Raw genomic sequence first — 26,040 nt, forward strand, 5'->3', positions numbered from 1 at the left:
GGATGGGAATTACAATGATCGTCGGCCGGCAATCTCAGCGTTTGAGTGAGGAAGTCTATCGCCAGATTGGTGCAGCCCTGGATGCAGGTAAAGAAAAGCTATATTTAGTGGTACCGGAGCAGTTTACGCTGGGTGCCGAAGAAGCCCTGATCAAGGCCAATCGGTTGTCCGGGTTGCTTGATGTCGAAGTGCTGAGTCCCAAACGGCTGGAAAATCGGGTGCTTCAGGAAACCGGTGGACTGACCAAGACCTATATGGACAGCCACGGTAAAAATATGCTGCTGCAAAAAACCCTGGGAGACATTCAGGAACAATTAACCATTTATCGATCGAGCGTGAAGAAACCCGGTTTTCTGCTAAACATAGCAGATCTGATTGGTGAGCTTAAGCAGAATGAGATCTCACCGGAAAATCTGGAAGAAACGAGAAAGCGCCTGAATCAGGGGATCATGCCTCAAAAATTGGGAGATGTGATTAAAATCTATCGCCATTTTCAGGAATTATTGGGAAATGATCGTAAAGACGAAGAAGACTTACGTAATTTTGTTTGCGGAAAAATACCAACGGCAGAATTTCTTAAAGATAGTGAAATCTGGATTGATGGTTTTCAGAATTTCTCAGCCCAGGATTACCGGATGATTGGAAATCTGCTGGAAACAGCCACAGAAATCCATATTGCCTTGCCCTGGGATCCCAATCCCGTTGCCAGGGATCTAGAAGTGTTTCACTTAACAGCCACTACCATGGACGCCATCAAAGCAATCGGGGCTCGGGCCCAGGTTTCATTTAAGGTAGAAAAGATTTCTAGTGTGCATCAAAAAAAACCGGAGCTTGCTCACCTCGAAGCCAATCTTTTTGCCTATCCCAAGCTGAAATACCTGGAAGCAGTCCATCAAATCAGCTTGATCCAATGCCAGAATACCTGGGAAGAGGTGGAAATGGGTGCCCACACGATTCTTGAGTTGATCCGGGAAGAGGGGCTGTCCTTTCGTGATATAGTGGTTCTGGCCGGTGATCTGGACGAATACGGCAGCATTATTAAGCGCATTTTTGCGCAATATCAGATTCCCTTTTTCATGGATGATCTGCGGGCCATTGGCGATAATCATCTGGTTGAAGCAGTGGTGACAGCGTTGGAGGCGATCCAGAGTAACTACCGGCTTGATGATGTTATTGGTTTTGTTAAAACCGGGTTTTCACCGATTTCCCTGTCTGAATGTGAAGATCTGGAAAACTATGCTTTGGAGTTTGGCATCCGGGGCAAACAATGGGAGCAGGAATTTTCCAAAATCAGCCAGAATTCGGCTCTGGAACTTGTAAGTCTGAATGCGTTGCGGGTTAAACTAATTACTCCCCTGGCTCAGCTCAAAGCAGCGCTCAAGGCTGGACAAACCTGCCAGGATTATACCCGAACCCTCTATGAATTTCTGGTCACAATCAAAACCCCGGAAAAAATTGAGGCCCTGGTGGAACAACTTTTACAGGAACAAAATTATGAAGCGATGGAGATTTATCACCAGATTTGGAATATTCTAATGGAAGTCTTTGATCAGATTGTCGAAACCATGGGAAGTGATGAAGTGACTGGTGAAGAATATTTGCGGATCTTAAAAAGCGGATTTCAGGGCTATCAGTTGGGGATTATTCCACCCTATCGGGACTATGTCAGCATCACTGATCTACGCCGGAGTCGTAGCTCGGCTTTTGAGGTTCTGATTGTTTTTGGTCTGAACGAAGGTAAAATTCCCGGCGCTGGGAGCGAGCCCAATCTTTTTTCAGATCTGGAACGGCAGATTCTTGGGGCGAACCAGATCTGGCTGCAAAACAATCGCAGTTTTCAGATGGATCAGGAACGGTTTCTGGTTTATGATCTGTTGACAAAACCACAGTCCCGGTTGGTCCTCCATTGGGCTTTAGCCGATCTGGAAGGCAACAGTCAGCAGCCCAGTATTCTGGTCAGCCAGATTCTGGGAATCTTTCCGACAATTGAGATCATCTCAACCCTTACTGATGGGGTAGCAGCGTTCTGGAACAGCCTCAGTACTCCCGATGCGACCCTGTGGCACCTGGTCAATTACCTCCGTAAAAGCCAGACCGAGTCTAGTGCGACCCAGCAGGAAAGGGTACTGTGGGCAGAAGTACTAGACTGGTATCAAAACAATCCGGCCTACCGAAAAAACATTGACAATCTGATGCAGGCCCTGAACTATGCCGGAGTTTCTCAGGCCATGACCGGAACAGAGGCTGCTGCGCTTTACGGTAAAAATCTGCGAACCAGTATTACCCGATTGGAAACCCACCGTCAATGCCCCTTTTCCCATTATGTCCGATATGGTTTAAAACCGGAGGGGCGGCCTATTTATACGATTGCAGCGCCAGAAATTGGTACCCTGCTTCATGAACTGATTGACGGTTTTTTTAGGGCTGTACGGGAGCAGCAACTTGATCTGCGTACCCTGCCAAAAATCAAACGGGATACCCTGCTGGAAGAGGTGCTGGAAAGCTGCCTGCCGCAGATCAAAACCAATGTTTTTAACAGCACTGGCCAAAACCAGTATTTAGGCAAAAAACTGGAACGGGTGGGTAAAAAGTCGATTGACATTCTGGTGCAACAACTGTGTGCCGGGGATTTTGAACCCCAGGCTACTGAGTTCTGCTTTGAACAGGAGTTAAGCCTACCGGATGCCAAACTGGGTGAGGTCAAAATTTACGGCAAAATTGACCGGTTGGACCTCTATCAAAAAGACGGCCACACCTGGGTCAAGGTGATTGATTATAAAACTGGCAGTAAGAAACTGGGTTACGATGACATTTATTATGGTCTTTCGCTCCAACTGCTGGTCTATCTCGACGGGGCGATGACCGTTATCCCGGCTGAGGAGATCCTGCCTGGTGGAACCTTCTACTTTTATGTGGATGATCCGATGCCTCGGCTGGATTTTGGCGAGAATGTTCAGGCAGCCATTAACAAGTCCTTTAAGCTTAATGGGCTGCTGTTGGATGATGATCTGGTCATTGCCGCCATGGATCATGATGCTGATGCTAAAACATCGGACATTTTGCCAGTATACCGGTCGGAATTCAAACTTAAACAGGACGAATTTACGGACATTATCGACTACGTCCGAAAAACCGTAATCCGTCAAATTAAAAATATTTATCAGGGTGATATAAAGATCCGGCCCTATAAAAAAGGTGCAGACTATGCCTGTCAGTATTGCGATTACAAAGGCATCTGCCAGTTTGACGAGGCGATCAGCCAGGGCGGGTATGAGGTGCTGAAATCAGCGATGAAAAAAGAACAGTTCTTTACACTAATCCGGGAAGGAGAAGGCAATGAAGTGGACCAGTGATCAGTTAGAAGCAATCGAAAACCGGGAAAGCAACATGTTGGTTTCTGCTGCCGCCGGATCAGGTAAAACAGCACTGCTGATCCAGCGGATTATACGCATTATTCTGGAAGAAAAGGTTGGTGTTGATGAGCTGCTCATTCTGACCTTTACCCGGGGGGCTGCTGGCGAAATGAAAAATCGTCTGAGTCAGGCTTTGGCCCGGGAACTGGAAAACCCCAAAAATGACCGCAGCTTTTTAATGAAGCAAATAAATAGTTTAGGGGGGGCTTCCATTTCCACCCTGCATTCTTTTTGTCTTAGCGTTTTACGCCAATATTTTCATAAGGGTGACATTGACCCGGGTTTTGCCATTGGCAATGATACGGAAATGGCATTGATGCAAAAAGAGGCTCTGGAAGAGGTCTTTGAAGAAGAATACCAGCAAGCCATCGCCCGGAGAGATTCAGAAGCGTCCGAGCAGAGCCAGGAAATAAATCAGAAACAAAATGATCGGGATATCGATTTTTTGGATCTGATCGAAAAATACAGTGGCAATAAAAATGATCAGGCATTAAAAGACACAGTGGAAACCCTCTACCGTTTTCTGGCCACCCAGCCAAATCCCGGGAGCTGGAGTCGTCAGGCCTTGACATTGTTTGATTGCGATCAGAAAAGCCTGAAAACATCGGTGTGGGGTAAGGCCTTGAAAAAAATAATTAAAACCGAGCTTCAGGGGGCCATGGATGCCGCCATTAAAGCCAGAGACCTCAGCGCTGCTGCCGGTTTTGAGAAAACCCATGAGCAGATGATAAGTGAAGAGGCGATGCTAAATTCCCTAAAAAAAGCGCTACAAGACGATCTGGTTGCGGGGCTGGAAGCGTTAAAAAATCTTAGCTATGAACGCTTTAAAGGGTCGGCCAAAGAGAATAAGGAACATAATGAGCAAATCAAAAAATATCGGGATGAAGCCAAGAGCTGTATCGCAAAACTGCAGAAACGTTTTGCCATCAATCTGGAGGAGATGGTTCAGGAGCTTAATGATCTGAAAAAACCGATGGCCGATCTGGTGGCACTGACCGAAAAATTTTGGGCGGCCTTTCAGGCCCAGAAAGCCCGGAAAAACCTCGTCGATTACAATGACCTGGAGCAGCTGACCCTTAAGATTCTGATGGATCCGGATGTGGCGGCAGAGGTTCGCTCCCGCTATCGCTATATTTTTCTGGATGAATATCAGGACACCAATGAAATGCAGGAAACCATCCTCCAGCAAATTGTTCGGGATAATAATTATTTTATGGTCGGGGATGTTAAACAAAGCATCTACCGCTTTCGTTTGGCTGATCCAACTATTTTTATCGGCAAGTATGAACGTTTTGGTCGGGATGAAGACCCCAATAATCGTCTGGTGACCCTTAATCAGAATTTCCGATCAGCCCAGGGGGTGATCAACAGCGTCAATGCTGTTTTTGAGAAAGTCATGAGTGCCGGACTGGGGGAAGTCAATTATGATGAACAGGCTCGGCTTAACAAGGGTCTGCCCCATGAAGGGCCCTATCAAAAAACCGAGATCCATATCATTGAAGAGCAGCAGCAGGAAACCGAGGATGGTGATCGTGAGGCTTTTGATCAAGTGGAACAGGAAAATCTGACGGCTGTCGAAGTGGAGGCCCGTTTTGTGGCCAGGCAAATTCAAGCGTTGGTTGGCACAACCTTTTTTGATACTCGCCATAATCAGGAACGTGTCATCGGTTATGGTGATTTTGGAGTGCTGATGCGCAGTGTTGTCGGAAGAGGAGATGTCTATCTCAAAGTTTTCAGCGAAATGGGGATTCCCACCTATTTCGACGGCGGTACCAATTATTACGAGTCGCTGGAAATCACGATGATTCTAAACTTGCTGAACCTGATGGACAATCAGCATCAGGATTTGCCGCTACTGAGTATTATGACCTCACCGATCGGCAATTTTACCACCACCGAATGTACCCGGCTGCGGATTGCCCATCCTCAGGGATTTTTTTATCAGGCTGCGGAAGCCTATGCTCAGACTGAAGCTGACGAGCTGGCGCAAAAACTGGCTGCCTTTTATCAAAAACTGACAAAATGGCGCGATCAATCCAAGCTGATGCCAGTGGAAGATTTTCTCTGGAAAATTTATCTGGAATCCGGTTATTATGCTTTTGTCGGGGCCTTGCCCGGTGGTGAACAGCGGCAGTGCAATTTACGGATTTTGTTGAAGCGGGCTGGCGATTATAAAAAATCGACCCTCAAGGGTTTGTATCAATTCATCCGCTTTGTTGAAAATATGAAGAAATACAAACAGGATATTTCGCCGCCAGCCCTGGTTGGTAATGATCAGGCGGTGGTTCGGCTGATGACGATTCATAAAAGTAAGGGGCTTGAATTTCCGATTGTTTTTCTTACCGGAATCGGAAAAGGCTTTAATAAGCGCAGTAATTATGCCCAGGTGTTATTCCATAAAGAGCTGGGGATCTGCCCGGACTATGTCAATTTGGAAAAACGCTACAAACATAATTCGCTGGCCAAGGAGGTCTGCAAGGCCCAAAGTAACATCGAAATGCTTTCTGAAGAAATGCGGCTGCTGTATGTGGGGATGACGCGAGCTGAAGAAAAGCTGGTGATCGTTGGAACAGTGAAGAACTGTGAAAAAGCCTGGCAAAAATGGTACAACGAGTCGGACGAATACCACCTTCTCAATGCCGCCAGTTTGCTGGATTGGGTGATGATGGGCGTATTGGCGGGCCGGGATCCGGCGCTGTCCAATCGGGAGCTGGATGATTTTAGCATTGTATATCATCAGGCTGATCGGTTTACCGAAAACACGGAAATCAAGCAGAATTCAGCTGATCGGTCACTAGTGAATGATTCGGGGAGGGATGATCCGAAAGCAGTAGTAGATAAGGCAACACGTTACATTTCACAGGCCGACCGGGAGGCTATTTACCAGCGCCTGGATTTTAGCTATCCGGCCAAAGCGGAGAACGAACTACCCAGTAAGATGAGTGTGACCGAAGTTAAAACGTATCAGAAAAGCGATTTGACAGATCCGACTAAACGATTTGGAACGATTACTCCAAAACAGGAGAAACCAAAATTTCTGGAACAAAAACAGACGGATTTCACCGCTGCGCAACGGGGATCGGCCCTCCATCTGTTGATGGAAGTGGTCGATTTAAAACCGATTCGGGATGAATTGCTAAATAATGGCCAGCTGACCCTGTCGGTCTTTCTAAAAAAATATCTGGCAAACCAGATTGAAATCCTGATTCAAAAAGAATTTCTGCCAGAAGCTTTGGCCCGAACCATCTGCATTGATAACCTGGTTCGGTTTTATACCTCAGCTCTGGGGCTCCGGTTATTGTCAGCTGAAACAATCAGGCGGGAAATACCGTTTAACTTTGCTTACCCACCGGCAGCAATACGAGCAGAGTGGGCGGGAATTTCTGAAAAGATCATTGTTCAGGGAATTATTGACTGTGCCTTTATTGAAGCCAATCAATGGGTGATCATCGATTATAAAACAGATTATTTAAAAGATACCCGCCAGGAGATCATTAATGGCTATGAAACGCAGATCAATCTGTATGCCCAAGCCCTGGCAGAATTAACCGGAATTCCGGTGGGGGAAAAAATAATCGCGTTGATTACCATGAACGAAGCGCTCAGCATTCCCTGAGCGGTCGAATTATTTTACCCGTAATTGGGTGTTTTCTTAATCAAAACATGGTAAAATATTAAAAATAAACAGGTTCTACTTTGCCTTAGCAGTTAACTTAGCTAGATTATATTAACGTACGATTGGTGGCAGAGTTGGACATAAAATAATGATAACAAAGGACAGTCCAATGAAAGCATTGCAAAAAGATACACTCAGAGAAATAAAAAAATCCAGGAACCGTTTTCTATCGATCGTTGCCATTATTGCTCTGGGGATTTGTTTTTTTGTGGGGGTTAAAACAACCGGCCCCAGCATGAAACACACAGTCAGTGAGTACTATCAGAACCAGCAACTGATGGACATGCGGCTGGTTTCCACCTATGGCTTTTTGCCAGCCGATGTGGAGGCCATCAAGAACACCCCGGGGGTGGCAACCGTAATGCCCAGCTATTCGGCAGATGTAATCATTGAGCGGGGCGACAAGCGACCGGTCATTAAAATGATGGCTTTCCAAAGGGATCAGACCCTTAATCAGCCAGTCCTGGTGGCTGGGCGGTTGCCGGAAAACGCCGGAGAAATACTGATGGAACAGCCCCAGGAAGATAAAGGCATGGGGGTTTCCAGCCATATTTATCAACTGGGCGAAGTCATTAAGTTATTCCCGGAGGTCGGCGATAAAGCCCTCTCCGAGTCGATCAAACGGGATCAATTCACCATCGTCGGTTTTGTCCGATCACCCCAGTTTGTTTCCATCGAGCGGGGCAGTACCTCGGTTGGTCGAGGGGAGGTCGATTATTATGGGTTCATTCCGGTTGAAAATTTCGCCTTTGAACGTTTTACTGAAGTTTATCTCCTGTCTCAGGCCAGTGTCGATGGGGTTAAGCCCTATTCTGATGAATATGCGTCAGCCATCGTTAGCCTGGAAAATAAGCTGGAAGCGTTGGGAATCGAACAACTGGAAATCAATTACAGCGATATTATGGACAAGGCTCAGGCTGAACTGGATAAGGGCCGGGTCAAGTACAACGATGGGGTAGCCCAATTTAATGCGGGGATCGCCCAAGGTGAGGCTAGCTTGGCTGATGCCAGAAACCAGTTGGTTGATGGCGAGGCAGCCCTCAGTGCTGGCTGGGATGAGTATTACTTCACCATCGCTCAGACTCAGGCTCAGCTTGATGATGCCCGGAATCAGATCGTTCAGGGTGAAGCTCAGCTGATTAATGGCGCCGCGACCTTAAAACAGGAACTGGCGGCAGGGGAAGCCCAACTGGAAACCTTGCGCCAGGGTATCAGTGAGTTAAAAAGCGGTATTGCTCAAATGGAAGCGCAGGATCCTTCAGGTCAACTGCCGGACTTGGAAGCTCAGCTGGCTGAGCTGGAAAACCAGATTACCCAGGGTGAAAGTGCCTTGGCAAACCTTAAAGCGCTGCAGGTCGGAGTTGAAGGCCAGATTGAGAGCCTGGATCCGACTGCTCCAGATTATCAGGAACGGCTGGCTGCGTTAGAAGCCCAACTGGCTGAGATCAACAGCCAGATTGCCGGAGTCGAAGCGGGCTTATCCCAGGCTTACGCTGGAAGAGATCAGATCCAGCAGGGGATCGATGATATTTATGCTTTTCAGGCCCAGCTAAACGGGATGCGAATCCAGCTGGCCGAGTTGGAAGCGACGCTACCCCAGGCAGAAGCTGCTCTGGCCCAGGCCAAAATCGATGGTGAGAATCAGTTGTCGGCCGGATGGACAAAACTGGCCGACAGTAAGAAACAGCTCAATGCCGGGATTGCTGCCTTCGAGGCGGGCAAGGAAGAGGGACTGGGAACCCTGATTGCTTCTCAGGCCAAATTAGAGGCTGGCTGGGGGGAGCTAGCTGATGGCGAAGCCCAGCTGGTTCAGAAACGGGCCGAGGGTGAGGCCGAACTGGCCAATGCAGCCAATGAGCTGGCCAAAGCAGAGGCGAAAATCGGCGATCTGGAATTTGGAAAATGGTATCTGTTCAACCGTGATGATAACCCCGGCTATACCAGCTATGGTGAGGATGCCCAGCGGATTGATAATATTTCCGGGGTCTTTCCCCTTATTTTTCTACTGGTAGCAGCGCTGGTGTCTTTTACCACCATGACCCGGATGGTAGAAGAACAGCGAACCCAGATTGGAACTCTGAAAGCGCTGGGTTACCGGCATTATCAGATCGGCTCGAAGTTTTTTATCTATGCCTTATTAGCAGGTAGCATTGGTTCTGCAATTGGTTTAATTATCGGGATCAATACGCTGCCGTATCTAATTTCCAGTGCCTATGGTCTGCTTTATCAGGTGCCCGATTTAGTCATTGCACCGCCCTGGTTGCCGATTATCGTTTCCTGTTTAATTGCGATTTCCTGCACCGTGGCGGCGGCGGTGATTGTTACCCATTATGAGCTCAAAGAACACCCTTCGGAGTTGATGCGCCCCAAGGCTCCTAAAATCGGAAAACGAATTTTTCTGGAAAGCATTCCGTTTATCTGGAAACGATTGGGTTTTATTGAAAAAGTGACTGCCCGTAATCTGCTGCGTTACAAGGGTCGATTTTTTATGACCGTGATTGGGATCGCCGGGTGCACGGCCCTGATTCTAGCCGGGTTCGGGCTTCAGGATGCAATCTTCTCGATGATCCCCCGGCAGTTTGAGAACATTACCGTTTTTGATGGCTACATGGCTTTAAAAAATGAAGGAACGCTGGCCGAAAAAGCCAATTTCAAAAAAATGCTGGATAGTGATAGCCGTTTTGGTGAAAATATGCTGGCCCATCAGTCCAAGATGACCATTGAAAAAGCGGGAACGGAGAGTGGTAAAGCTGCCTATCTGTTTGTACCGGAAACAGCGGCATGAAGATTGATCATTTTATTCACCTGCAGGACAGAAGTTCTGGAGAAGCCATTAATCTGGAAGCGGCTGGTGCTGTTTTATCGGAAAAAGTTGCCAATAGTCTGGGACTTAAGGTCGGGGACACGATCCGGATTTACAATGATGACGAAAGTCACGAGGTGGTTTTAGGTGCCATCACCGAAAATTATCTGGAAAATTATCTTTACTTATCGCCAGCCGTTTATGAAAAAGCCTTTGGAAACCCATTGATGGTGAATATGGCCTACGTTAATATTCCCGATACCAATACCGACCTGGAAAATGCCATTGCCAATGAGTGGCTGGCCAAAGATGGGGTGGTGGCAGTGAACTTTACCGGAAACATTGTTAAATCATCATCAGACAGCCTCAGCAGTTTGAGTATTGTAGTCGTTGTGATGCTTATTTCGGCGGGGGCGTTGGCAGCGGTGGTGCTTTATAATCTCACCAACATAAATATTTCGGAACGGGTCCGGGAAATTGCCACCATCCGGGTCTTGGGTTTCTATGACATGGAAGTATACAAATATATTTTTCGGGAGAACATTGTCCTTTCGGCGATTGGGATCGTGGTTGGTTTATTCTTAGGCGTTCTGCTGGATGGGTTTATCATCAACACCGTGGAAACCGATATTGCCATGTTTGCCCGGGAAATTGAGCCAACCAGTTTTATTTACTCGGTGGTCTTTACACTGGCTTTTACCTTTATAGTTAATATTCTAATGACCCCACTGATCAAGCGAATCAGCATGGTGGAATCACTCAAATCAATTGAATAATTTGGACAAAAAAGCCGACTGAAAGTTTTAAATTTTCAGTCGGCTTTAAATTTGTTGTCAATCTGTGGGGGTGTTTTATACCGGATTAGTGATAAACGAATCGCCGGAGGTATCAAAGGGGGTTCCTTTGGGAACAACTTTTACCTCAATGCTTTCCAGGCGGTAGCCGTAGCCGGAGGAGCCGGATTGTTCGCCGTTAGCTGCCCAACTCAGCCAGCCCAAATTTTGAACATGGGTACGGTAGTAGAGGTCAAATTGATTGGCATCGGCGCCGGTGAGTTTAATCTGAATGGCTTCCAGCCGTAATCCTGCTCCGGACGTACCGCTGAGCTCGCCGTCATAACGCCAATCCTGCCAGCCGATGTCCTGGATATGGGTGTGATAGGCAATACCCAGGTCGTAGCCAGGATTATCCAAGAGAATTTGAATGGCTTCCAGGCGGTAACCTAAACCGGAAGTGCCGCTGAGCTCGCCATTTCGTTTAAAGAGCGGTTCCCAGCCAAGATTTTGAATATGGGTTTTATATAAGACCGATAAAGGTTTATCCGTGACAACCTTTTGTAAGGCCTGATCCAACTGGATTAAACCATAACCGAAGGCATCATCTTTGCCAGGATCACCCAGATCAAGCGCAGTGCTTGTCAGAGCCGTTTCGACATCGCGGGCACTTAAATCACCGTTGGCAGCCAGCAACACGCCGCAGGCACCGGCAACAATCGGAGCAGAGAAAGAGGTGCCACTGTCGCTTTTGTAACCATTAGAAATTGAGGTCGTATAGACATTTTCACCAGGAGCAGCCAGATCGACCATGCTGTTATACTGGGAGAAGGTAGCCCGCTCATTGGTTCGAGTGGTAGCGGCCACCGAAATAACGCCATCGTAGGAAGCTGGATAAGAAGGGAGTCCGGCCTCCGGATCTGTTGGTTCTCCCTCATTTCCGGCTGCTGCAACCAGAACCTTGCCCCGGTCTTTTGCGTATGCAATAGCGGCAGCCTCGCTGTTATTGTATTCATAACCGCCATAACTCATATTAATGACTTTAATATCAGAGCGATCAGCAGCATCCATCAGAGCAGCGCAGATATTGGCCACCGAGAGACCCTTGGTTCCGACCCGGTAGGGGGCAATCTTTATATTGGCGGTGCCAGCGACACCAGAAAGACCGATGCCGTTATTGGCAGTAGCGGCAATAAAACCGCTGACCAGGGTACCGTGACCATCTTGATCCGTTACCGCATCGCTCTTGTTGACATAGTCATAACCGGCAATGATTCGGCCAACCAGATCGGGATGGCTGGTATTTAAACCGGTGTCTAAAACAGCGATACCAACGGTTTCAGAATTGGCTACCTGATCCCAGGTTTGATCAGCGCCAATGCTTACAAACTGCCAGGCGCTCCCATCGGTTACATACGGATCGTTTGGCAGGTCATAGGTTCTTAAGATACAATTGCGATCGGCCACCAGAACATTGGGGTTTTCATTGATGGTTTTAATAAAGGCATCGATGTCGACATCGCTTTTTACCTCTAAAACATCAACTCGATCTGAGATCGTTTCGCCGGAGACAACCTCATTGGTCGATAAAGACAGACTTTGAACATTTAAGGGACTGGTATTTTTGTAAATGATTACGACCTGCGAATCGATGTTTCCGGTGCTGTCCACATCAGGAATTTCGGACAGGGTATTGATAGTCATTTGCGCTTCCCCACTCACTTCACTGGGATTGTTTATAGCAACTGTTTTAGTTGATTCATTGGCTAGGATTGGGGCTGGCAGAAAAAACATTGACAGCACAATGCTAAACAAACACAGTAGGTGTTTCGTTTTTGGTTTCATGGAACTCTCCTTGGATATTTATCTAGTTGCCACAACACGAATTCAGAGTAACAACTCAAAATACTTATAAAATAATTGTAGCACAATTATCCCGTGATTACCTTATTTTTACTGCATAATGAAGTCGAAATGAGGGATGATTTTGAAATTTATAAGCCTGGCTTGCGAATTGGTTTATTAAGACGAACTGTCGTTTCATCAAAAGAAAAGAAGCATCAATACGCAAGCCGGTATTTTTCGAAATATGAATCGAAAATCGAATTTTTACAGCTTCTTTTTCTTTTAAATAAACTATATAAATGTTAAAATGATTACAATTGAATGTGTTTACCTGACAAAAAAGAAGTTCTGATTTGGAAGGAATTAGTTTAAAATTCAAATCTGCATCAGCAGATTGTTTTATTGCTGCCTTCCTGTTTAACAGGAAGTTTTTTTGAGTAATTTGAAAGGAGTGATCGAACATCGAACGTGTAGCGGTGCTAACTGCAATTTTAGAAAATCCACAGGAAGTTCAGGAAGCGTTTAATCGGATTATTGCATCCTATCAATCGCTGGTCATTGGTCGGATGGGCTTACCACTTTCGGATAAAGGCATCTCCATTGTTTGCGTCACCTTATGCGGTAATATGGACGAGATAAATTCTTTAAACGGTCAGTTGGGTAAATTAAAAGAAGTGCATTCAAAATTAACTGTTTCAAAAAAGAGTTTTAGTAAAGGATGAAGAAGAAAATGATTAAAAAAATGAACACAAAGAAAATGATTGTGCTGGCTGGCTTGATGATGGGGATGATCCTGTCTTTTACTGCTTGTCAGGCAAAGCCAGCAGAACCACAAACTGTTAAGGTTGGAACTCTGGCAGGACCAACTGGAATGGGAATGGCCGAAATGATTGTTAACGGCGTCAATCTGGGAGAAAATGTGACCACCGAATTTACTGTGGCCGGTGCACCGGATCAACTGACGGCCAGTGTGATCAGCGGAGAATTTCAGCTGGGCCGCCCTGCCCAGCAACCTGGGCGCAGTGTTGTTTAATAAAACTGAGGGACAGGTTGTTCTGGGATCGGTCAACACCTTGGGCGTGCTTTATATCGTTGCTGATGAAACCGCTGGGGTAGCCAGTATTGCTGATTTAAAAGGAAAAACCATTGTTGCCAGCGGACAGGGCTCAACCCCGGAATATGTGCTGAATTACTTACTGGAAAAAAATGGCTTGATACCAGGTGTTGATGTCACTATTAATTATGTGGCGGAACACAGTGAAGCAGTCACACAATTGGCGGCTGGACAGGCCACCATTGCGATGATTCCGGAACCGTTTGTGACGACGATTACAACAAAAAAACCGAATATCAAAATCGCTGTGGATATGTCAGAAGCCTGGGAAGCGACCAGCAACGGTTCGCAACTGCAAATGACAACATTGGTTGTTAATAAAGAGTGGGCTGAAGCGAACCCTGAGGTACTAAAGAAATTCCTAGAAGCCTACGAAGCCTCAATTGATTCAGTCAATGAGAACCCGGCCGAAGGGGCGAAAAATATTGTGGCAGCTGGGATCATGACCGATGCGTCCCTGGCTGAGAAAGCGATTCCCAATTGTAATATTGTCTTTATTCCAGTTAAAGAGGCTCAGCAGTCTTTAAATGAATACTACACCATATTAGCCGGTTTTGAACCAAAAGCTGTTGGAGGAAAAGTTCCTGGTGAAGAGTTCTACGTTCTTGGAAAATAAAAGACCGTTCAATAGGATCATAAAAAAAATAGGAGTCGCCATTTTTTGGGTGCTTCTTTGGGCCCTGGCAGCCTGGTGGGTCGATAGCCCACTGGTGCTGCCATCGCCGCTTAAAACCCTTGAAGGTGTGATTATCCTGGCAGGGGATTTTGAGTTTTTTGTGAGTATCGGGGCAACCCTGCTACGGGTTTTCGGAGGGGTTTTTATTTCAGTGGCGCTGGGTCTGGTGCTGGGTCTGGCTGGCGGACTCAACAAAGCTTTTTATGAGATCATGAATCCGTTTGTCAGTACCATCAAATCGTTGCCCGTGGTTTCGGTGATTATTCTGATTAATTTGTGGATTGCCTCGGGGGTGGTACCGCTAGTAGTCACCTTTCTGATCTGTTTTCCAGTCACTTGGACTAATGTGGTACAGGGGGTGAGAACCACCGATAAAAAGCTGTTGGAGATGGCTAAAATTTATAATGTCGATCAAACTAAAATAATCCGGGATATTTATATACCATCGGTTAAACCGTTTGCGGTTTCAGCACTGATGAATGCCATCGGTCTGGGCTGGAAGGTTACCGTTACCGCTGAAGTCCTGGCCAATGCCTTGCCATCCATCGGGATGAATCTGTATTATGCCAAAATATATCTGGAAACCGATTTGTTGTTTTCCTGGACACTTGTCATCGTGATCTGTAGCCTTGCCATTGAAAAGATCACCCTCCATGTGATTGGAAATAATCGAAAGGAGGAGGGCCAATGTCCATTGTCATAACAAACCTCAGTAAAAAATATGGGGCAGAGACTATTTTTGAGAACTTCAATCTGGTGATTAAAAAAAATAAAATAACTGGCATTCTCGGGCCCTCCGGGGCTGGCAAAACCACCCTACTCAATCTTTGTAGTGGTCTGGAACAACCTGATTGTGGAACCATAGCAGGAATTAACTTTCAGTCGATCTCGTATATTTTTCAGGAGCCCCGCTTGCTGCCCTGGCGAACCGTACGGGAAAATCTGCGCTTTGTCTTTAAAGAAAAATCGATTAAGAAGCCGAGTCTTCATGATGCCGACATCGATGCGATGCTGGAATTGGTAGGTCTGGCAACGGTGGGAGACCATTATCCTTCGGAACTCAGTGGTGGGATGCGCCAGCGGGTTTCGATTGCCCGGGCGTTTTTATACCCTTCCGAATTGCTGCTGATGGATGAACCCTTTAGCAGTCTGGACTGTGCGCTTAAAAATCGTTTGATCGACGATTTTTCAAAGATCTGGGCCCAAGACAAACGGACGGTGATTTTTGTCAGTCACAATGAAGATGAAATCAGTCGCTTGGCTCAGGAAGTGTTGACCTTTTCTGACAAACCGGTTCAGCTGCTCAGCAGAGAAATCCGGGTTTGATTGTAATCAAAATATTTAAATTGAATGGAGTTACCTGGTGAAAATTGTTAAGTCGTATGTTAAACTGAATCGATAGGCAAAAAACTAATTTAAGGAGAAGTCAATATGAATAAAAAAGCAATAATTGCGAAGAAAGCCCCGGCGGCAGTAGGGCCATATTCACACGCTTATTTAGTGGGGGATACCTTATACACGTCGGGTCAGTTGGGTCTGATTCCGGAAACCGGTGAATTGGCAGAAGGCGTAGCGGAGCAGGCTAAACGAGGTTTGGACAATTTGAATGCTGTTTTGGAAGAGGCTGGATTCAGTCGGAGCGATATTGTTAAAACCACGGTGTTTCTGGCAAATATGGCTGATTTTGGGGTGGTCAATGACATTTATGCCGAATTCTTTGAAGGCCAGGCAGAGTATCCTGCCCGTTCCTGTATGCAGGTAGCGGCTTTGCCCAAGGCAGCACTTTTCGAAATTGAAGCCATTGCTGTAAAATAAGATTACTAATGCTGAAAAACAGATCGAATAATTTAAACGCCCATGGTCATGCCGTTTCGGCAAATGATCATGGGTATCTTATTGACTGAATGTGACGATGAAAAAAGCGAGGGGAAGTTTGAACAAAAAATTGCAGAACTATGTGTCACTGGTAGATTTTTTAGCCGATTTTATGGGCGATAATACGGAAGTGGTACTTCATGATCTGACGGACTGGCATCATTCCGTGATTGCGATTCGCAATGGCCATATCAGCGGTCGGAAGGTTGGTGATCCGATTACTGAAACGAATCTGAGAATTCTCAGAAGTGAAGTGCACAAAAAAGTACCCTATATGAACAATGATCCCAAAAAATTCAAGAAGAAAGAATCAATTAAATCGGCATCATGGTTTATTAAGGATGAAAATGACGTTTTAATCGGGATGATCTGTATCAACTCGGATTGCCAGGACTTAATTGCCGCCAGAGAACTCTTGGATAAGATGATCCGGCCACCGCTCGTAGAGACCGCTGAACAAGAAAAAGGCCCGGATAAAATAAACATTGATGTCAAAGAATTGGTCGACAATAATTTAAATCACATCTCCCGGGATCTGTTGAAAAAACTGAAGTCTTTATCCAAGGATGAAAAAATTGAACTGGTCGGAAAACTCAATGAGATGGGTACTTTTTCGGTTAAGGGCACGGTCTGGTATTTGGCCAAGTGTATGGGGGTATCGGTGCCGACTCTGTATCGTTATCTTTCAGCAACAAAAAAATGATTATAGTAAGCAGCGACGATTTTAATTCTATGGGTAACGGTTAAAATGATAAACGCAACGTTAAAATGGTTAAGGTTATTCTTAATCAGAATAAAAATAAAATTATTTTTATTTAATCGTTTACTTTTTGCCTGAAAGATGTTATATTGATATCAATAATTCTCATTTTCACAATAATTTCCAGGAAGACCTCAGGCTTAGCCTGAGGTTTTTCCTTTTTTGACGGAGAAAAAGCTGTTATGAAGATGGAGAATTGAGTCTTAAGGAAATCTTGTTTCAATTGAGCTCCAGGTGAGAGAATTTACAAATCTTTTAAAATAGCATATAATATTGATATTACAAACAAGAAAACAATTGCCTAAATATAAGAGAAATAGAGGTGCAATATGACGAGTCAGTTAAATAGCGATAATCTGCCGGAACATATAGCCATAATCATGGACGGTAATGGCCGTTGGGCGAAGGCGAAAAATCGGCCCCGGTTATTTGGCCACAATGCTGGCATGAAGACATTGAAGAAAATTGTCCGGGCATCCTCTGATGCTGGAATAAAAATAATTACTATGTATGCTTTTTCAACTGAGAATTGGAAAAGGAGTCCCGAAGAAGTTGATGGACTGATGAATATTGCGGTTGAGTATTTTCATAAAGAAGTTGGCGAACTCCATCAAAACAATGTTAAAATTAATGTCATCGGCAACGTAAATGGACTGGCAAAAAAAGTCAGAGAAGCCGCTGTAAAGGCTATGAGCACCACCGCAGAAAATACTGGGCTGGTGTTAAATATTGCCCTGAATTATGGTGGCAGAGATGAAATTCTTCATGCCGTCAAAGCACTGATCGCTCAGAGGATTGATCCGGAAGCCGTGACAGAACAGCACATCAGTGATCAACTTTACACCAAAGGTCAACCAGATCCAGATCTGTTGATTCGGACCGGTGGGGAAAGCCGGCTTAGCAATTTTATGCTGTGGCAGATGGCCTACTCCGAATTTATGTTTACAGACGTTTATTGGCCTGATTTTGAAGTCGACGTCTATTATGAAATGATTAAAAATTATCAGAAAAGGAATCGGCGCTATGGATCGGCCGAGTAGCAGTCTTGAGAGTCGTCGGGCAGAACGGGCACTGGCTGAAAATCGACGGGCTGAAAAGAGCTCTATGAAAACCCGAATCTGGACTGGGGTCATTGGTCTGCCGTTGCTTATTTTTATACTCTATACCGGAGGGTTTATCCTGGTTGTCGGCGTGTCAATCCTGGCATTTGTCGGAACAATGGAATATACCCGTGCCATCAATAAAATGATACGGCCAAAAATGAATGTGGTTTTAATGATTATTCTGACGGTGATGCTGATGGTGACCATTAAGCTGGATTATTACTTTCTGATGCCGGTTCTGCTGGTAGCCTTTATCATTATTTTCTGTTATGAAATCCTATCTGGAAATGCGGGAATTGAGCGTGGCAGTGCGACCCTGATGGGACTTATTTATGTGCCGATTATGTTTGGTCACCTGTTTTTGTTTGAAACGGTTAATAAAGGGCCCTACTATATGTGGCTGATTTTTGTGATTGCGTTCACAACTGATACAGCGGCATATTTTATCGGCAAATCAATTGGCAACCGTAAAATTGCGCCTTTGATTAGTCCCAAAAAAACCATCGCCGGTTCAGTCGGTGGTGTAGTCGTTGCGACCTTATGTACCATTCTTTACGGCACCATTCTGAGCTCCTATTTCAGTTTTGTGTTGCCCTGGTATTTATATCTGGTTGTTGGGGTTTTTGGCAGCATCGCCGGACAGTGTGGCGATTTAACCGCCTCGATGATTAAGCGAAAGGCCAAAATAAAAGATTTTGGCACCATCCTGCCCGGTCATGGCGGAATTTTGGATCGCTTTGACAGTATCCTATTTATTATTCCGCTAATTTATATTTTTGCCAAACTAACCATTGGCATTGCGTAGGTGAAAATTTGAATCTCTATACCATCCTGATTACACTACTGATTTTATGTGTCCTGGTGATTGTGCATGAACTGGGACATTTTATGGTTGCCAAAAAAACTGGCATCTTTGTCGAAGAGTTTGCCATTGGCATGGGGCCAAAACTGTTTGGCCGACAGGGCAAAGAAACCCTGTTCACAATTCGGGCCTTTCCGGTGGGTGGTTTTTGTAAAATGCGGGGTGAAGAACCGGAATTTGATACAGACGGAAACCTGATTCCCAGAGATCCCAATATCCCTATTGATCCCCGCAGTTATGAAGCCAAAAGCCGGGGCCAAAAGCTGCTGGTACTGGTGGCCGGTTCGGCGATGAACATCATTTTTGCAGTGGTTTGCCTGGTTGTGGTGGCCCTGTTTACCGGTCATACCAATGTCTTTGATGCCATCGGCACGGCCTTTTTAAACACCTGGCGGTTTTCCGGTCTGATTTTTCAGAGCTTTGGGATGTTGTTTACCGGCCAGGTGGGTCTGGATCAACTGGCTGGTCCGATTGGCATGGTATCGATGGTGGATACCTTTTTACAGAGCGGACTGATTATTTTACTGGCCTTTACTGCCATGCTCAGTGTCAATCTGGGGATCATCAACCTGTTTCCATTGCCAGCGCTGGATGGCGGACGGATCTTTATTATTTTGATTGAAATGGTGGTGCGCCGGAAACTCAGTCCCGAACTGGAAATGAAGATCAATTATTTTGGTTTTATCGCCTTGATTGCCCTGGCAATTCTGATTGCTGTGAATGATGTCATGCGTTTGGCGGCATAGGAGAGGGATATGAAAATACGAAAAAAGACCCGGGTGGTCAACATCGGCGGGGTAGCCATTGGTGGTGAAAACCCTATTGCCATCCAGTCAATGACCAATACCGATACCAGAAATATCGAAGCGACGATTGCCCAGATTAATAGTCTGGAAGCTGGTGGCTGTGAGATTGTCCGGGTGGCTGTACCTGATGAAGCGGCTGCCAGAGCGATTGCTGGGATTAAAAAGGGCATCGGTATTCCCCTGGTGGCGGATATTCATTTTGATTATCGACTGGCTTTAAGTGCCATGGAAAATGGGGTTGATAAGTTGCGCATCAATCCAGGGAATATCGGTTCGGAACGGGGCATCCGGGAAATTGTTGCCATGGCCACTGAACGGGACATCCCGATCCGGATTGGCGTCAATGCCGGTTCCCTGGAAAAAGAAATCCTGATAAAAAACGGGGGTCAGGCCACCCCGGCCGGGATGGTCGCGTCAGCCCAACGCCACATCCAGATTCTGGAAGATGCTGGCTTTGATAATATGGTGGTTTCGATGAAGGCTTCGGATGTGCGCTTCACCATCGAATCCTATGAACAATTTTCTAAAAGTTATGATTATCCACTCCATCTGGGGATCACTGAGGCCGGAATCCTGCGCAGCTCGGCGGTTAAATCCGCTCTGGGCATCGGCTATCTGCTTCTCAATGGATTGGGGGATACCCTGCGGGTGTCAATCACTGGTGATCCCCGGGAAGAAATCGAGGTTGCCCGGGATATTCTCAGCGACATTGGCTTATACACTGGCCGTCGACCCCGGGTTGAAGTGATCTCCTGCCCCACCTGTGGCCGCACTGAAATTGATCTGATCGGTATCGCCGAAGAAATTAATAAGCAGCTGCGAACCGTTGAAAAAAACATCAAGGTTGCGGTGATGGGTTGTATTGTCAATGGCCCCGGGGAAGGCAAGGCCGCGGATATTGGCATTGCTGGCGGAAAAAATAAAGCAGTATTATTTAAAAAGGGTGAAATAATAAAAAGCATTGCCGAGGATGAAATTATCTCGGTGTTAATGGATGAAATAGAAAAAATGTGAGGCGAGATCTTTGAGTATTTTAACCCGACGACAGGAACGATATCAAAAAATAATAGCGGATTATCATCTGATTACCGATAGTATAAAAATCAATTCCAGAAACGAGGAATTGATTTTTAAATTTTCCAGTCCGAAAAAACAAACGGACACCGAATTTATCAAAAAAGAAATGCAGGAAATATTTGATTATGCCAAGGCCCTGGAAATCGAGGTGGCACCACTAAACTATCAGGATGGTGAGCATCTTCTGGCTACCGATGGCCAGGGGGTCAGTCAGTTGTTGATTGGCATCAATCAGAAGATTGCCAATATTCTGCTGATTAATACCCTGATTGCCGAAGGCAATACCTTTTATGTCCGGGGGCGATCCACCGGAGAACTGGATGGTGAAGCGCTGGCGATTTTTACGGGTCGTTTTAAACGACTGATTGCCGAGCATTATGGTCTGGAATCAGAATTGGTGGTGCGTTTCACCGATGAAGGCTCGGTGGCAGAAAAAAGTCAGCAGGATCTGGAAAAACGATTGGCGGCCATTAAGCCGGTTGCTTCAAGCAGCAGTGCATCCAATTCAGGCGCTACCCAAAGCCCGGCCAAACTTCCCAAGGCTGAAAAGCCCGGCGATGTGGTCATTGGAAAAAAAATAACCAATTCCTGGGATTGGTTGAAGAATATCGATTTTAATATCAACGGCGAATCGGAAGGAAAAAGTGTGGTCATCCGGGGCTGGGTGTTTGGAGTCAATACCCGGCCACTGAAAAATAATAAGACCTTGCTGACCTTTAATATCACCGATAATACCAACAGTATTACCGGTAAACTATTTACCGACAAAGAAGAGGTCATCGCTGGAATCAACGAAGGCTGCTGGTATCTGGTAGAAGGCAAAATCAATTATGATGAATATTCCCAGGAAATGATGTTATATCCCCGCAACATCAATCTTTCCAAAGAAACCATCAAAACCGATGATGCTCCAGTAAAACGGGTGGAGCTTCATATGCACAGCCAGTTCAGTGCCATGGATGCGGTCAGCAAGGTCGATCAGATCATGAAGCAGGCCGCCAATTTTGGGCATGATATCATCGGTATCACCGACCACGGTGTACTGCAGGCCTATCCGGAAATGATGGAACTGGGCCGCAAGAAAAAAATTAAGGTGCTCTATGGGGTGGAGGGGTATCTGGTTGAAGATCAACTGAACATGGTTTATGGCAATCAGGATCAGGACTTCTGTGGCGAATTTACTTTTTTTGACCTGGAAACCACCGGTCTGGTACCGGGTAATCATAAGATCATTGAAATTGCGGCGGTTCGCATTAAAAATAAACAAATCATCGACAGCTTTTCAACCCTGGTCAATCCCCATTGTGAAATACCGGCATTCATCACAAATCTGACCAATATCACAAATCAGATGGTGGCCGATGGGATGGAAGAACGGGCGGCACTGGAAAAATTCCTAGATTTTGCCGGTGAGACCATCCTGGTTGCCCACAATGCCCCTTTTGATATGAGTTTTTTAAATAAGGCCTTAGTTGATCATGGCATTGTTCGGGAAAATACTGCAGTGGATACCCTGGCTCTGTCCCGCTGTCTGCTGACCCAGATTACCCGCCATAATCTGAAAAAGCTTTGCTCACATTTTAAAATTGATATTCAGAATCATCACCGGGCCCTGGATGATGCGGCGGCATCGGCCAAGGTATTTGTCAAACTTTTAGATCTGGCTGAGAAAAAAGGCTGTACGTCAATCCAGGCCCTCAATACCCTGTCCAGCCGGGAACGGAGTATTCGTCTTAATGCCACCAACCATATTATTATTTATGCCAGAAATCAGGCGGGCATCAAGGATTTATATCGGATCGTTTCGGAGTCGCATCTCAATTATTTTTATAAAAAGCCGCGAATTCCCAAGTCACTGCTGGCAAAAAATCGGGAAAACCTCTTGCTTGGTTCGGCCTGTGAAGCTGGCGAATTGTTTTCTGCCATGGTTCACAATAAGTCTCAGGATGAGATCCAGCAGATCGCCAGCTTTTATGACTATCTCGAAATTCAGCCACTGGGTAATAATCAATATCTGATTGATAATAACAGTGTGGCGGATCAGGAGGCCCTGAAGACTTTGAACCGGCGGATCATTGCATTGGGAAAAAGTCTGAATAAGCCGGTGGTGGCCACTGGGGATGTCCATTTTGTCAATCAGGATGATGCCCTTTACCGGGAAATCTTATTTACCGGCCAAGGTTATAAGGATGCTGGCAAACAACCGCCGCTGTATTATCGAACCACCCAGGAAATGCTGGATGAGTTTGACTACCTTGATGACGAAACCGCCCGGGAAGTGGTGATTGATAATCCCCGCAAAATCGCAGCGATGATTGACGAGATCCTGCCGATTCCTGATGGCACCTATCCGCCAGTTATTGAAGGATCGGATGAAGAGATTAGAGAAATGGTCGAAGGCCGGGCCCGGGAGCTCTTCGGTCAACCGCTGCCGGAGATCGTTGAAAAACGGATTAAGAAAGAACTCGATTCGATTATTGGCAACGGCTACTCGGTCCTCTATCTGATTGCCCAGAAACTGGTTTACCATTCCATGGAAGATGGTTACCTGGTGGGGTCCCGGGGTTCGGTGGGATCCTCCTTTGTAGCCACCCTTTGTGGGATCACGGAGGTAAATCCGCTGGCGCCACATTATCGTTGTCCCAGCTGTAAACATTCCGAGTTTTTCAACAGCACGGAGGTTGGGGTGGGGCCGGATTTAAAAGACGCCGATTGTCCCCACTGCGGCGCCAAGCTTGATAAAGATGGCTTTGACATTCCCTTTGAGACCTTTTTAGGATTCGAAGGCGACAAGGAACCCGATATCGACCTTAATTTTTCCGGTGAGAACCAGGCCGAAGCCCATCGCTATACGGAGGTGTTGTTTGGTAAGGGCAAAGTCTTCCGGGCTGGTACCATTTCCACCATTGCTGAAAAAACAGCCTTTGGCTTTGTTAAAAATTATTATGATGAAAAAAATCTTAAAGTAACCCGGGCCGAGTTGGAGCGGGTGATCTCCTGCTGTGCCGGGGTTAAAAAAACCACCGGACAGCATCCCGGCGGGATTATGGTGGTGCCAACCTACAAGGATATTTATGATTTTTGTCCGGTTCAGCGTCCGGCCGATGACACCGAAAGCGATACCGTCACCACCCATTTTGCCTATGAATCCATCAGTGGGCGACTGCTGAAACTCGATATTCTGGGACATGATGATCCGACGATGCTTAAAATGCTCAAGGATTTTACCGGCGTCGATCCCGTGGGGATCCCGCTGGATGATGAAAAAACCATGAGTTTGTTCACCTCCACGAAAGCGCTGAACTTTAAGGATAATGATTTTGAGTCGCCTTTGGGGGTATGCGGAATTCCTGAATTTGGCACCAGCTTTGTCCGGGAAATGTTGCTGGACACCAAGCCGACAGCCTTTTCGGACCTGATCCGGATATCCGGCTTGTCCCATGGCACCGATGTATGGCTCAATAATGCCCAGGATCTGATTCGCGATAAGAAAGCCACCATCAAAGAAGCCATCTGTACCCGGGATGATATCATGATCTATCTGATCTATGCCGGTCTCGAGGCAAAAACGGCTTTTACGATTATGGAAGCGGTGCGAAAAGGCAAGGGACTGAAGCCGGAATGGGAAGAAGATATGCGCAAGAATAAGGTACCAGAATGGTATATTGATTCCTGTAAAAAAATCAAGTATATGTTCCCCAAGGCTCATGCGGTACGCCTACGTGACCATGGCCTTCCGGATTGCCTGGTACAAAGTTTATTATCCGCTGGCCTATTATGCTACCTATTTCTCGGTTCGGGCCAGCGAGTTTGATGCCCAGCTGATCAGTCAGGGCAAGGGGGTGGTGGTGCAGCGGATGAACCAGATTAAAGAACTGGGCACCAAGGCTTCCAACAAAGAAAAGTCACTGTTGACAGTGCTGGAGATTGCCCATGAAATGATGTGTCGGGGCTACAGTTTTAAAAATGTGGATGTCTATCAGTCTCATTTCAGTCAGTTCCGAATCATTGGGGATGCCCTGCTGCCGCCTCTGAATGCCCTGGAAGGAATCGGTGATAAAGCGGCCCAGCGGATCTTTGAAGAAGCGCAGCTGCGCCCTTATATGTCCCGGGAGGATTTGCAGAATCGTACTAAGATCAGTAAGTCGGTGATTGAAACGCTTGAAAAACAGGGTTGTCTCAACCAGCTACCAGCTTCCAATCAGATTACCTTTTTTTAGCGGTGTAAAATGATCGATCCTTGCAAAAAAATCGTTTTATGCTAGAATAAGATCAATATCAGAGAGCGAGGAAGAAACGTTGGCTAATTATAAAACCGGTCTGGAAACAAAGCAAAAGATTTATGTAACTGCAAAACAGTTATTCTATGAATATGGATTTACAAAAACAACACTGGCACAAATCGCTGAAGACTCGGGAACAAACAAAGCGATGGTTGCATATTATTTCAAAAATAAGAACAACCTGGCACTGGAAGTGTATAATGAGTATATGGTTGCGAATAAAGTAAAAACCCAGAAGGCCATCGACGAAAAATTCCCTGGATGCAATGTGATGTTAAGAACCGCAATCGAGTTTCGGATACAAAATCGTAATTGTCGGTTGAATCGTCATTTGAACCAGTTTTATCATGAGTTGTGTGACACCAATACATTGATGAAAACGGAAAGTGCGTCGGTAGGGTTTGTCGAAAACATCAACCGGTCTTACAAGCTTGGACTTGACCGATTGGAAGTAAAGGCGTTGGCATTGGCAAATCTGGCTGTTGTTCATGGACTCCATGTCTCCCGGGATGATGGTTATCTGGACTGCAGCAGCGAGTATCTGGCCGAACTCGAAATTCGTTTGCTCTTTCAGAGCCTGCGATTTGAAAATAGCTTTATTGACCAGTGCATCGAAGAGTCTCGGGGGATGATTGATGCCATCCAACTTAAAGTTGAGAAAAATTTTATGGTCATAGCGGGTTAAGCATTTAGCAACTGCTTAACGATGCAAAAAAATACCATTGTTGCTGGTTTGAGATCAGCGAGCGATGGTATTTTTTTGCGCAAATTTACGAAGCAGGAACGACTCCAAAAGATTAAACGTGTAAAATATACAAACTAATATTACAAATAAAGGTAAATATTAAAAAAATGATATGGTGATGATACGATTGAAATAACAAAAATTACGAAAAAAAGCGATGTAAAAACGATTACTACAAGCATATAACAGTATAAAATTAATAATTAACAAAAAAAGAGGTGACAAAAAC

General features: G+C 45.8%; 19 protein-coding genes. 18 read left to right on the top strand and 1 reads right to left on the bottom strand.

Annotated elements, in window-relative coordinates; all coding sequences use genetic code 11:
• Positions 1-2 precede the first annotated feature (2 nt).
• From CHL1_RS04850 to CHL1_RS04865, 4 genes are all read left to right on the top strand, one after another.
• On the top strand, positions 3-3,353 hold the full coding sequence (locus tag CHL1_RS04850) for a PD-(D/E)XK nuclease family protein (protein ID WP_070371857.1): 3,351 nt from the start codon (positions 3-5) through the stop codon (positions 3,351-3,353).
• Positions 3,337-7,029 carry a helicase-exonuclease AddAB subunit AddA gene (gene addA / locus CHL1_RS04855; RefSeq protein ID WP_070371858.1) on the top strand — a complete coding sequence of 1,231 codons (3,693 nt, stop codon included), beginning with the start codon at positions 3,337-3,339 and terminating at the stop codon, positions 7,027-7,029. The genes CHL1_RS04850 and addA overlap by 17 nt, the downstream gene beginning before the upstream one ends.
• Positions 7,030-7,198: 169 nt before the next feature.
• A complete protein-coding gene (locus tag CHL1_RS04860) occupies positions 7,199-9,874 on the top strand; it encodes an ABC transporter permease (RefSeq protein WP_250934933.1) in 2,676 nt (891 codons plus the stop codon).
• The gene (locus CHL1_RS04865; protein ID WP_250934934.1) at positions 9,871-10,668 is read left to right on the top strand and encodes an ABC transporter permease; all 798 of its coding nucleotides are present in this window, start codon (positions 9,871-9,873) and stop codon (positions 10,666-10,668) included. The genes CHL1_RS04860 and CHL1_RS04865 overlap by 4 nt, the downstream gene beginning before the upstream one ends.
• Positions 10,669-10,743: 75 nt before the next feature.
• Here the strand turns inward: CHL1_RS04865 and CHL1_RS04870 are convergent, their stop codons facing one another.
• The gene (locus tag CHL1_RS04870; protein WP_070371860.1) at positions 10,744-12,510 is read right to left on the bottom strand and encodes a S8 family serine peptidase; all 1,767 of its coding nucleotides are present in this window, start codon (positions 12,508-12,510) and stop codon (positions 10,744-10,746) included.
• Between the two features lie 476 nt (positions 12,511-12,986).
• On the opposite strand from CHL1_RS04870, the gene CHL1_RS04875 reads away from it, so the two are divergent.
• The 14 genes from CHL1_RS04875 (at position 12,987) to CHL1_RS04940 (ending at position 25,751) form a co-directional block, all read left to right on the top strand.
• Complete coding sequence (locus CHL1_RS04875; protein WP_250934935.1) at positions 12,987-13,232, top strand: TM1266 family iron-only hydrogenase system putative regulator; 246 nt, start codon at positions 12,987-12,989, stop codon at positions 13,230-13,232.
• An 8-nt stretch (positions 13,233-13,240) separates the two neighbouring features.
• Positions 13,241-13,543, top strand: coding sequence for a hypothetical protein (locus CHL1_RS04880; protein WP_250934936.1), 303 nt, complete (start codon positions 13,241-13,243; stop codon positions 13,541-13,543).
• The gene (locus tag CHL1_RS04885; protein WP_250934937.1) at positions 13,536-14,240 is read left to right on the top strand and encodes an ABC transporter substrate-binding protein; all 705 of its coding nucleotides are present in this window, start codon (positions 13,536-13,538) and stop codon (positions 14,238-14,240) included. Before CHL1_RS04880 ends, CHL1_RS04885 begins: the two co-directional genes overlap by 8 nt.
• 49 nt (positions 14,241-14,289) lie before the next feature.
• Positions 14,290-15,003: an ABC transporter permease gene (locus tag CHL1_RS04890; RefSeq protein WP_242871622.1), complete on the top strand. Its 714-nt coding sequence runs from the start codon at positions 14,290-14,292 to the stop codon at positions 15,001-15,003.
• On the top strand, positions 14,988-15,626 hold the full coding sequence (locus CHL1_RS04895) for an ABC transporter ATP-binding protein (protein WP_070371865.1): 639 nt from the start codon (positions 14,988-14,990) through the stop codon (positions 15,624-15,626). Before CHL1_RS04890 ends, CHL1_RS04895 begins: the two co-directional genes overlap by 16 nt.
• A gap of 105 nt (positions 15,627-15,731) precedes the next feature.
• Positions 15,732-16,115: a Rid family detoxifying hydrolase gene (locus tag CHL1_RS04900; RefSeq protein WP_070371866.1), complete on the top strand. Its 384-nt coding sequence runs from the start codon at positions 15,732-15,734 to the stop codon at positions 16,113-16,115.
• 118 nt (positions 16,116-16,233) lie between these two features.
• The gene (locus tag CHL1_RS04905; RefSeq protein WP_070371867.1) at positions 16,234-16,878 is read left to right on the top strand and encodes a helix-turn-helix transcriptional regulator; all 645 of its coding nucleotides are present in this window, start codon (positions 16,234-16,236) and stop codon (positions 16,876-16,878) included.
• A 386-nt stretch (positions 16,879-17,264) separates the two neighbouring features.
• The gene (locus tag CHL1_RS04910) at positions 17,265-17,975 is read left to right on the top strand and encodes an isoprenyl transferase (RefSeq protein ID WP_070371868.1); all 711 of its coding nucleotides are present in this window, start codon (positions 17,265-17,267) and stop codon (positions 17,973-17,975) included.
• Positions 17,959-18,843, top strand: coding sequence for a phosphatidate cytidylyltransferase (locus CHL1_RS04915; protein WP_250934938.1), 885 nt, complete (start codon positions 17,959-17,961; stop codon positions 18,841-18,843). The genes CHL1_RS04910 and CHL1_RS04915 overlap by 17 nt, the downstream gene beginning before the upstream one ends.
• Before the next feature lie 8 nt (positions 18,844-18,851).
• Complete coding sequence (locus CHL1_RS04920; RefSeq protein WP_070371869.1) at positions 18,852-19,646, top strand: M50 family metallopeptidase; 795 nt, start codon at positions 18,852-18,854, stop codon at positions 19,644-19,646.
• Positions 19,647-19,655: 9 nt separating this feature from the next.
• Entirely contained in the window at positions 19,656-20,720 is a 1,065-nt protein-coding gene (ispG, locus tag CHL1_RS04925; protein ID WP_175440952.1) for a flavodoxin-dependent (E)-4-hydroxy-3-methylbut-2-enyl-diphosphate synthase, read from the top strand.
• A 10-nt stretch (positions 20,721-20,730) separates the two neighbouring features.
• Positions 20,731-24,597: a PolC-type DNA polymerase III gene (locus CHL1_RS04930; RefSeq protein WP_250934939.1), complete on the top strand. Its 3,867-nt coding sequence runs from the start codon at positions 20,731-20,733 to the stop codon at positions 24,595-24,597.
• Positions 24,512-25,003: a helix-hairpin-helix domain-containing protein gene (locus tag CHL1_RS04935; protein ID WP_250936233.1), complete on the top strand. Its 492-nt coding sequence runs from the start codon at positions 24,512-24,514 to the stop codon at positions 25,001-25,003. Before CHL1_RS04930 ends, CHL1_RS04935 begins: the two co-directional genes overlap by 86 nt.
• 79 nt (positions 25,004-25,082) lie before the next feature.
• Positions 25,083-25,751 carry a TetR/AcrR family transcriptional regulator gene (locus tag CHL1_RS04940; RefSeq protein WP_070371871.1) on the top strand — a complete coding sequence of 223 codons (669 nt, stop codon included), beginning with the start codon at positions 25,083-25,085 and terminating at the stop codon, positions 25,749-25,751.
• Positions 25,752-26,040 lie beyond the last annotated feature (289 nt).

It is taken from the genome of Acetobacterium wieringae (genome assembly GCF_023700225.1).
In the GTDB taxonomy this organism is placed as follows: Bacteria; Bacillota; Clostridia; order Eubacteriales; family Eubacteriaceae; genus Acetobacterium; species Acetobacterium wieringae.

Bases quoted from the DNA above. Each gene is read 5' to 3' on its own strand.
- CHL1_RS04860 (WP_250934933.1), top strand. From the start codon at position 7,199: ATGAAAGCATTGCAAAAAGATACACTCAGAGAAATAAAAAAATCCAGG.
- CHL1_RS04850 (WP_070371857.1), top strand. From the start codon at position 3: ATGGGAATTACAATGATCGTCGGCCGGCAATCTCAGCGTTTGAGTGAG.
- ispG (WP_175440952.1), top strand. From the start codon at position 19,656: ATGAAAATACGAAAAAAGACCCGGGTGGTCAACATCGGCGGGGTAGCC.
- CHL1_RS04900 (WP_070371866.1), top strand. From the start codon at position 15,732: ATGAATAAAAAAGCAATAATTGCGAAGAAAGCCCCGGCGGCAGTAGGG.
- CHL1_RS04870 (WP_070371860.1), bottom strand. From the start codon at position 12,510: ATGAAACCAAAAACGAAACACCTACTGTGTTTGTTTAGCATTGTGCTG.
- CHL1_RS04910 (WP_070371868.1), top strand. From the start codon at position 17,265: ATGACGAGTCAGTTAAATAGCGATAATCTGCCGGAACATATAGCCATA.
- CHL1_RS04915 (WP_250934938.1), top strand. From the start codon at position 17,959: ATGGATCGGCCGAGTAGCAGTCTTGAGAGTCGTCGGGCAGAACGGGCA.
- CHL1_RS04880 (WP_250934936.1), top strand. From the start codon at position 13,241: ATGATTAAAAAAATGAACACAAAGAAAATGATTGTGCTGGCTGGCTTG.
- addA (WP_070371858.1), top strand. From the start codon at position 3,337: ATGAAGTGGACCAGTGATCAGTTAGAAGCAATCGAAAACCGGGAAAGC.
- CHL1_RS04895 (WP_070371865.1), top strand. From the start codon at position 14,988: ATGTCCATTGTCATAACAAACCTCAGTAAAAAATATGGGGCAGAGACT.
- CHL1_RS04865 (WP_250934934.1), top strand. From the start codon at position 9,871: ATGAAGATTGATCATTTTATTCACCTGCAGGACAGAAGTTCTGGAGAA.
- CHL1_RS04935 (WP_250936233.1), top strand. From the start codon at position 24,512: ATGGCCTTCCGGATTGCCTGGTACAAAGTTTATTATCCGCTGGCCTAT.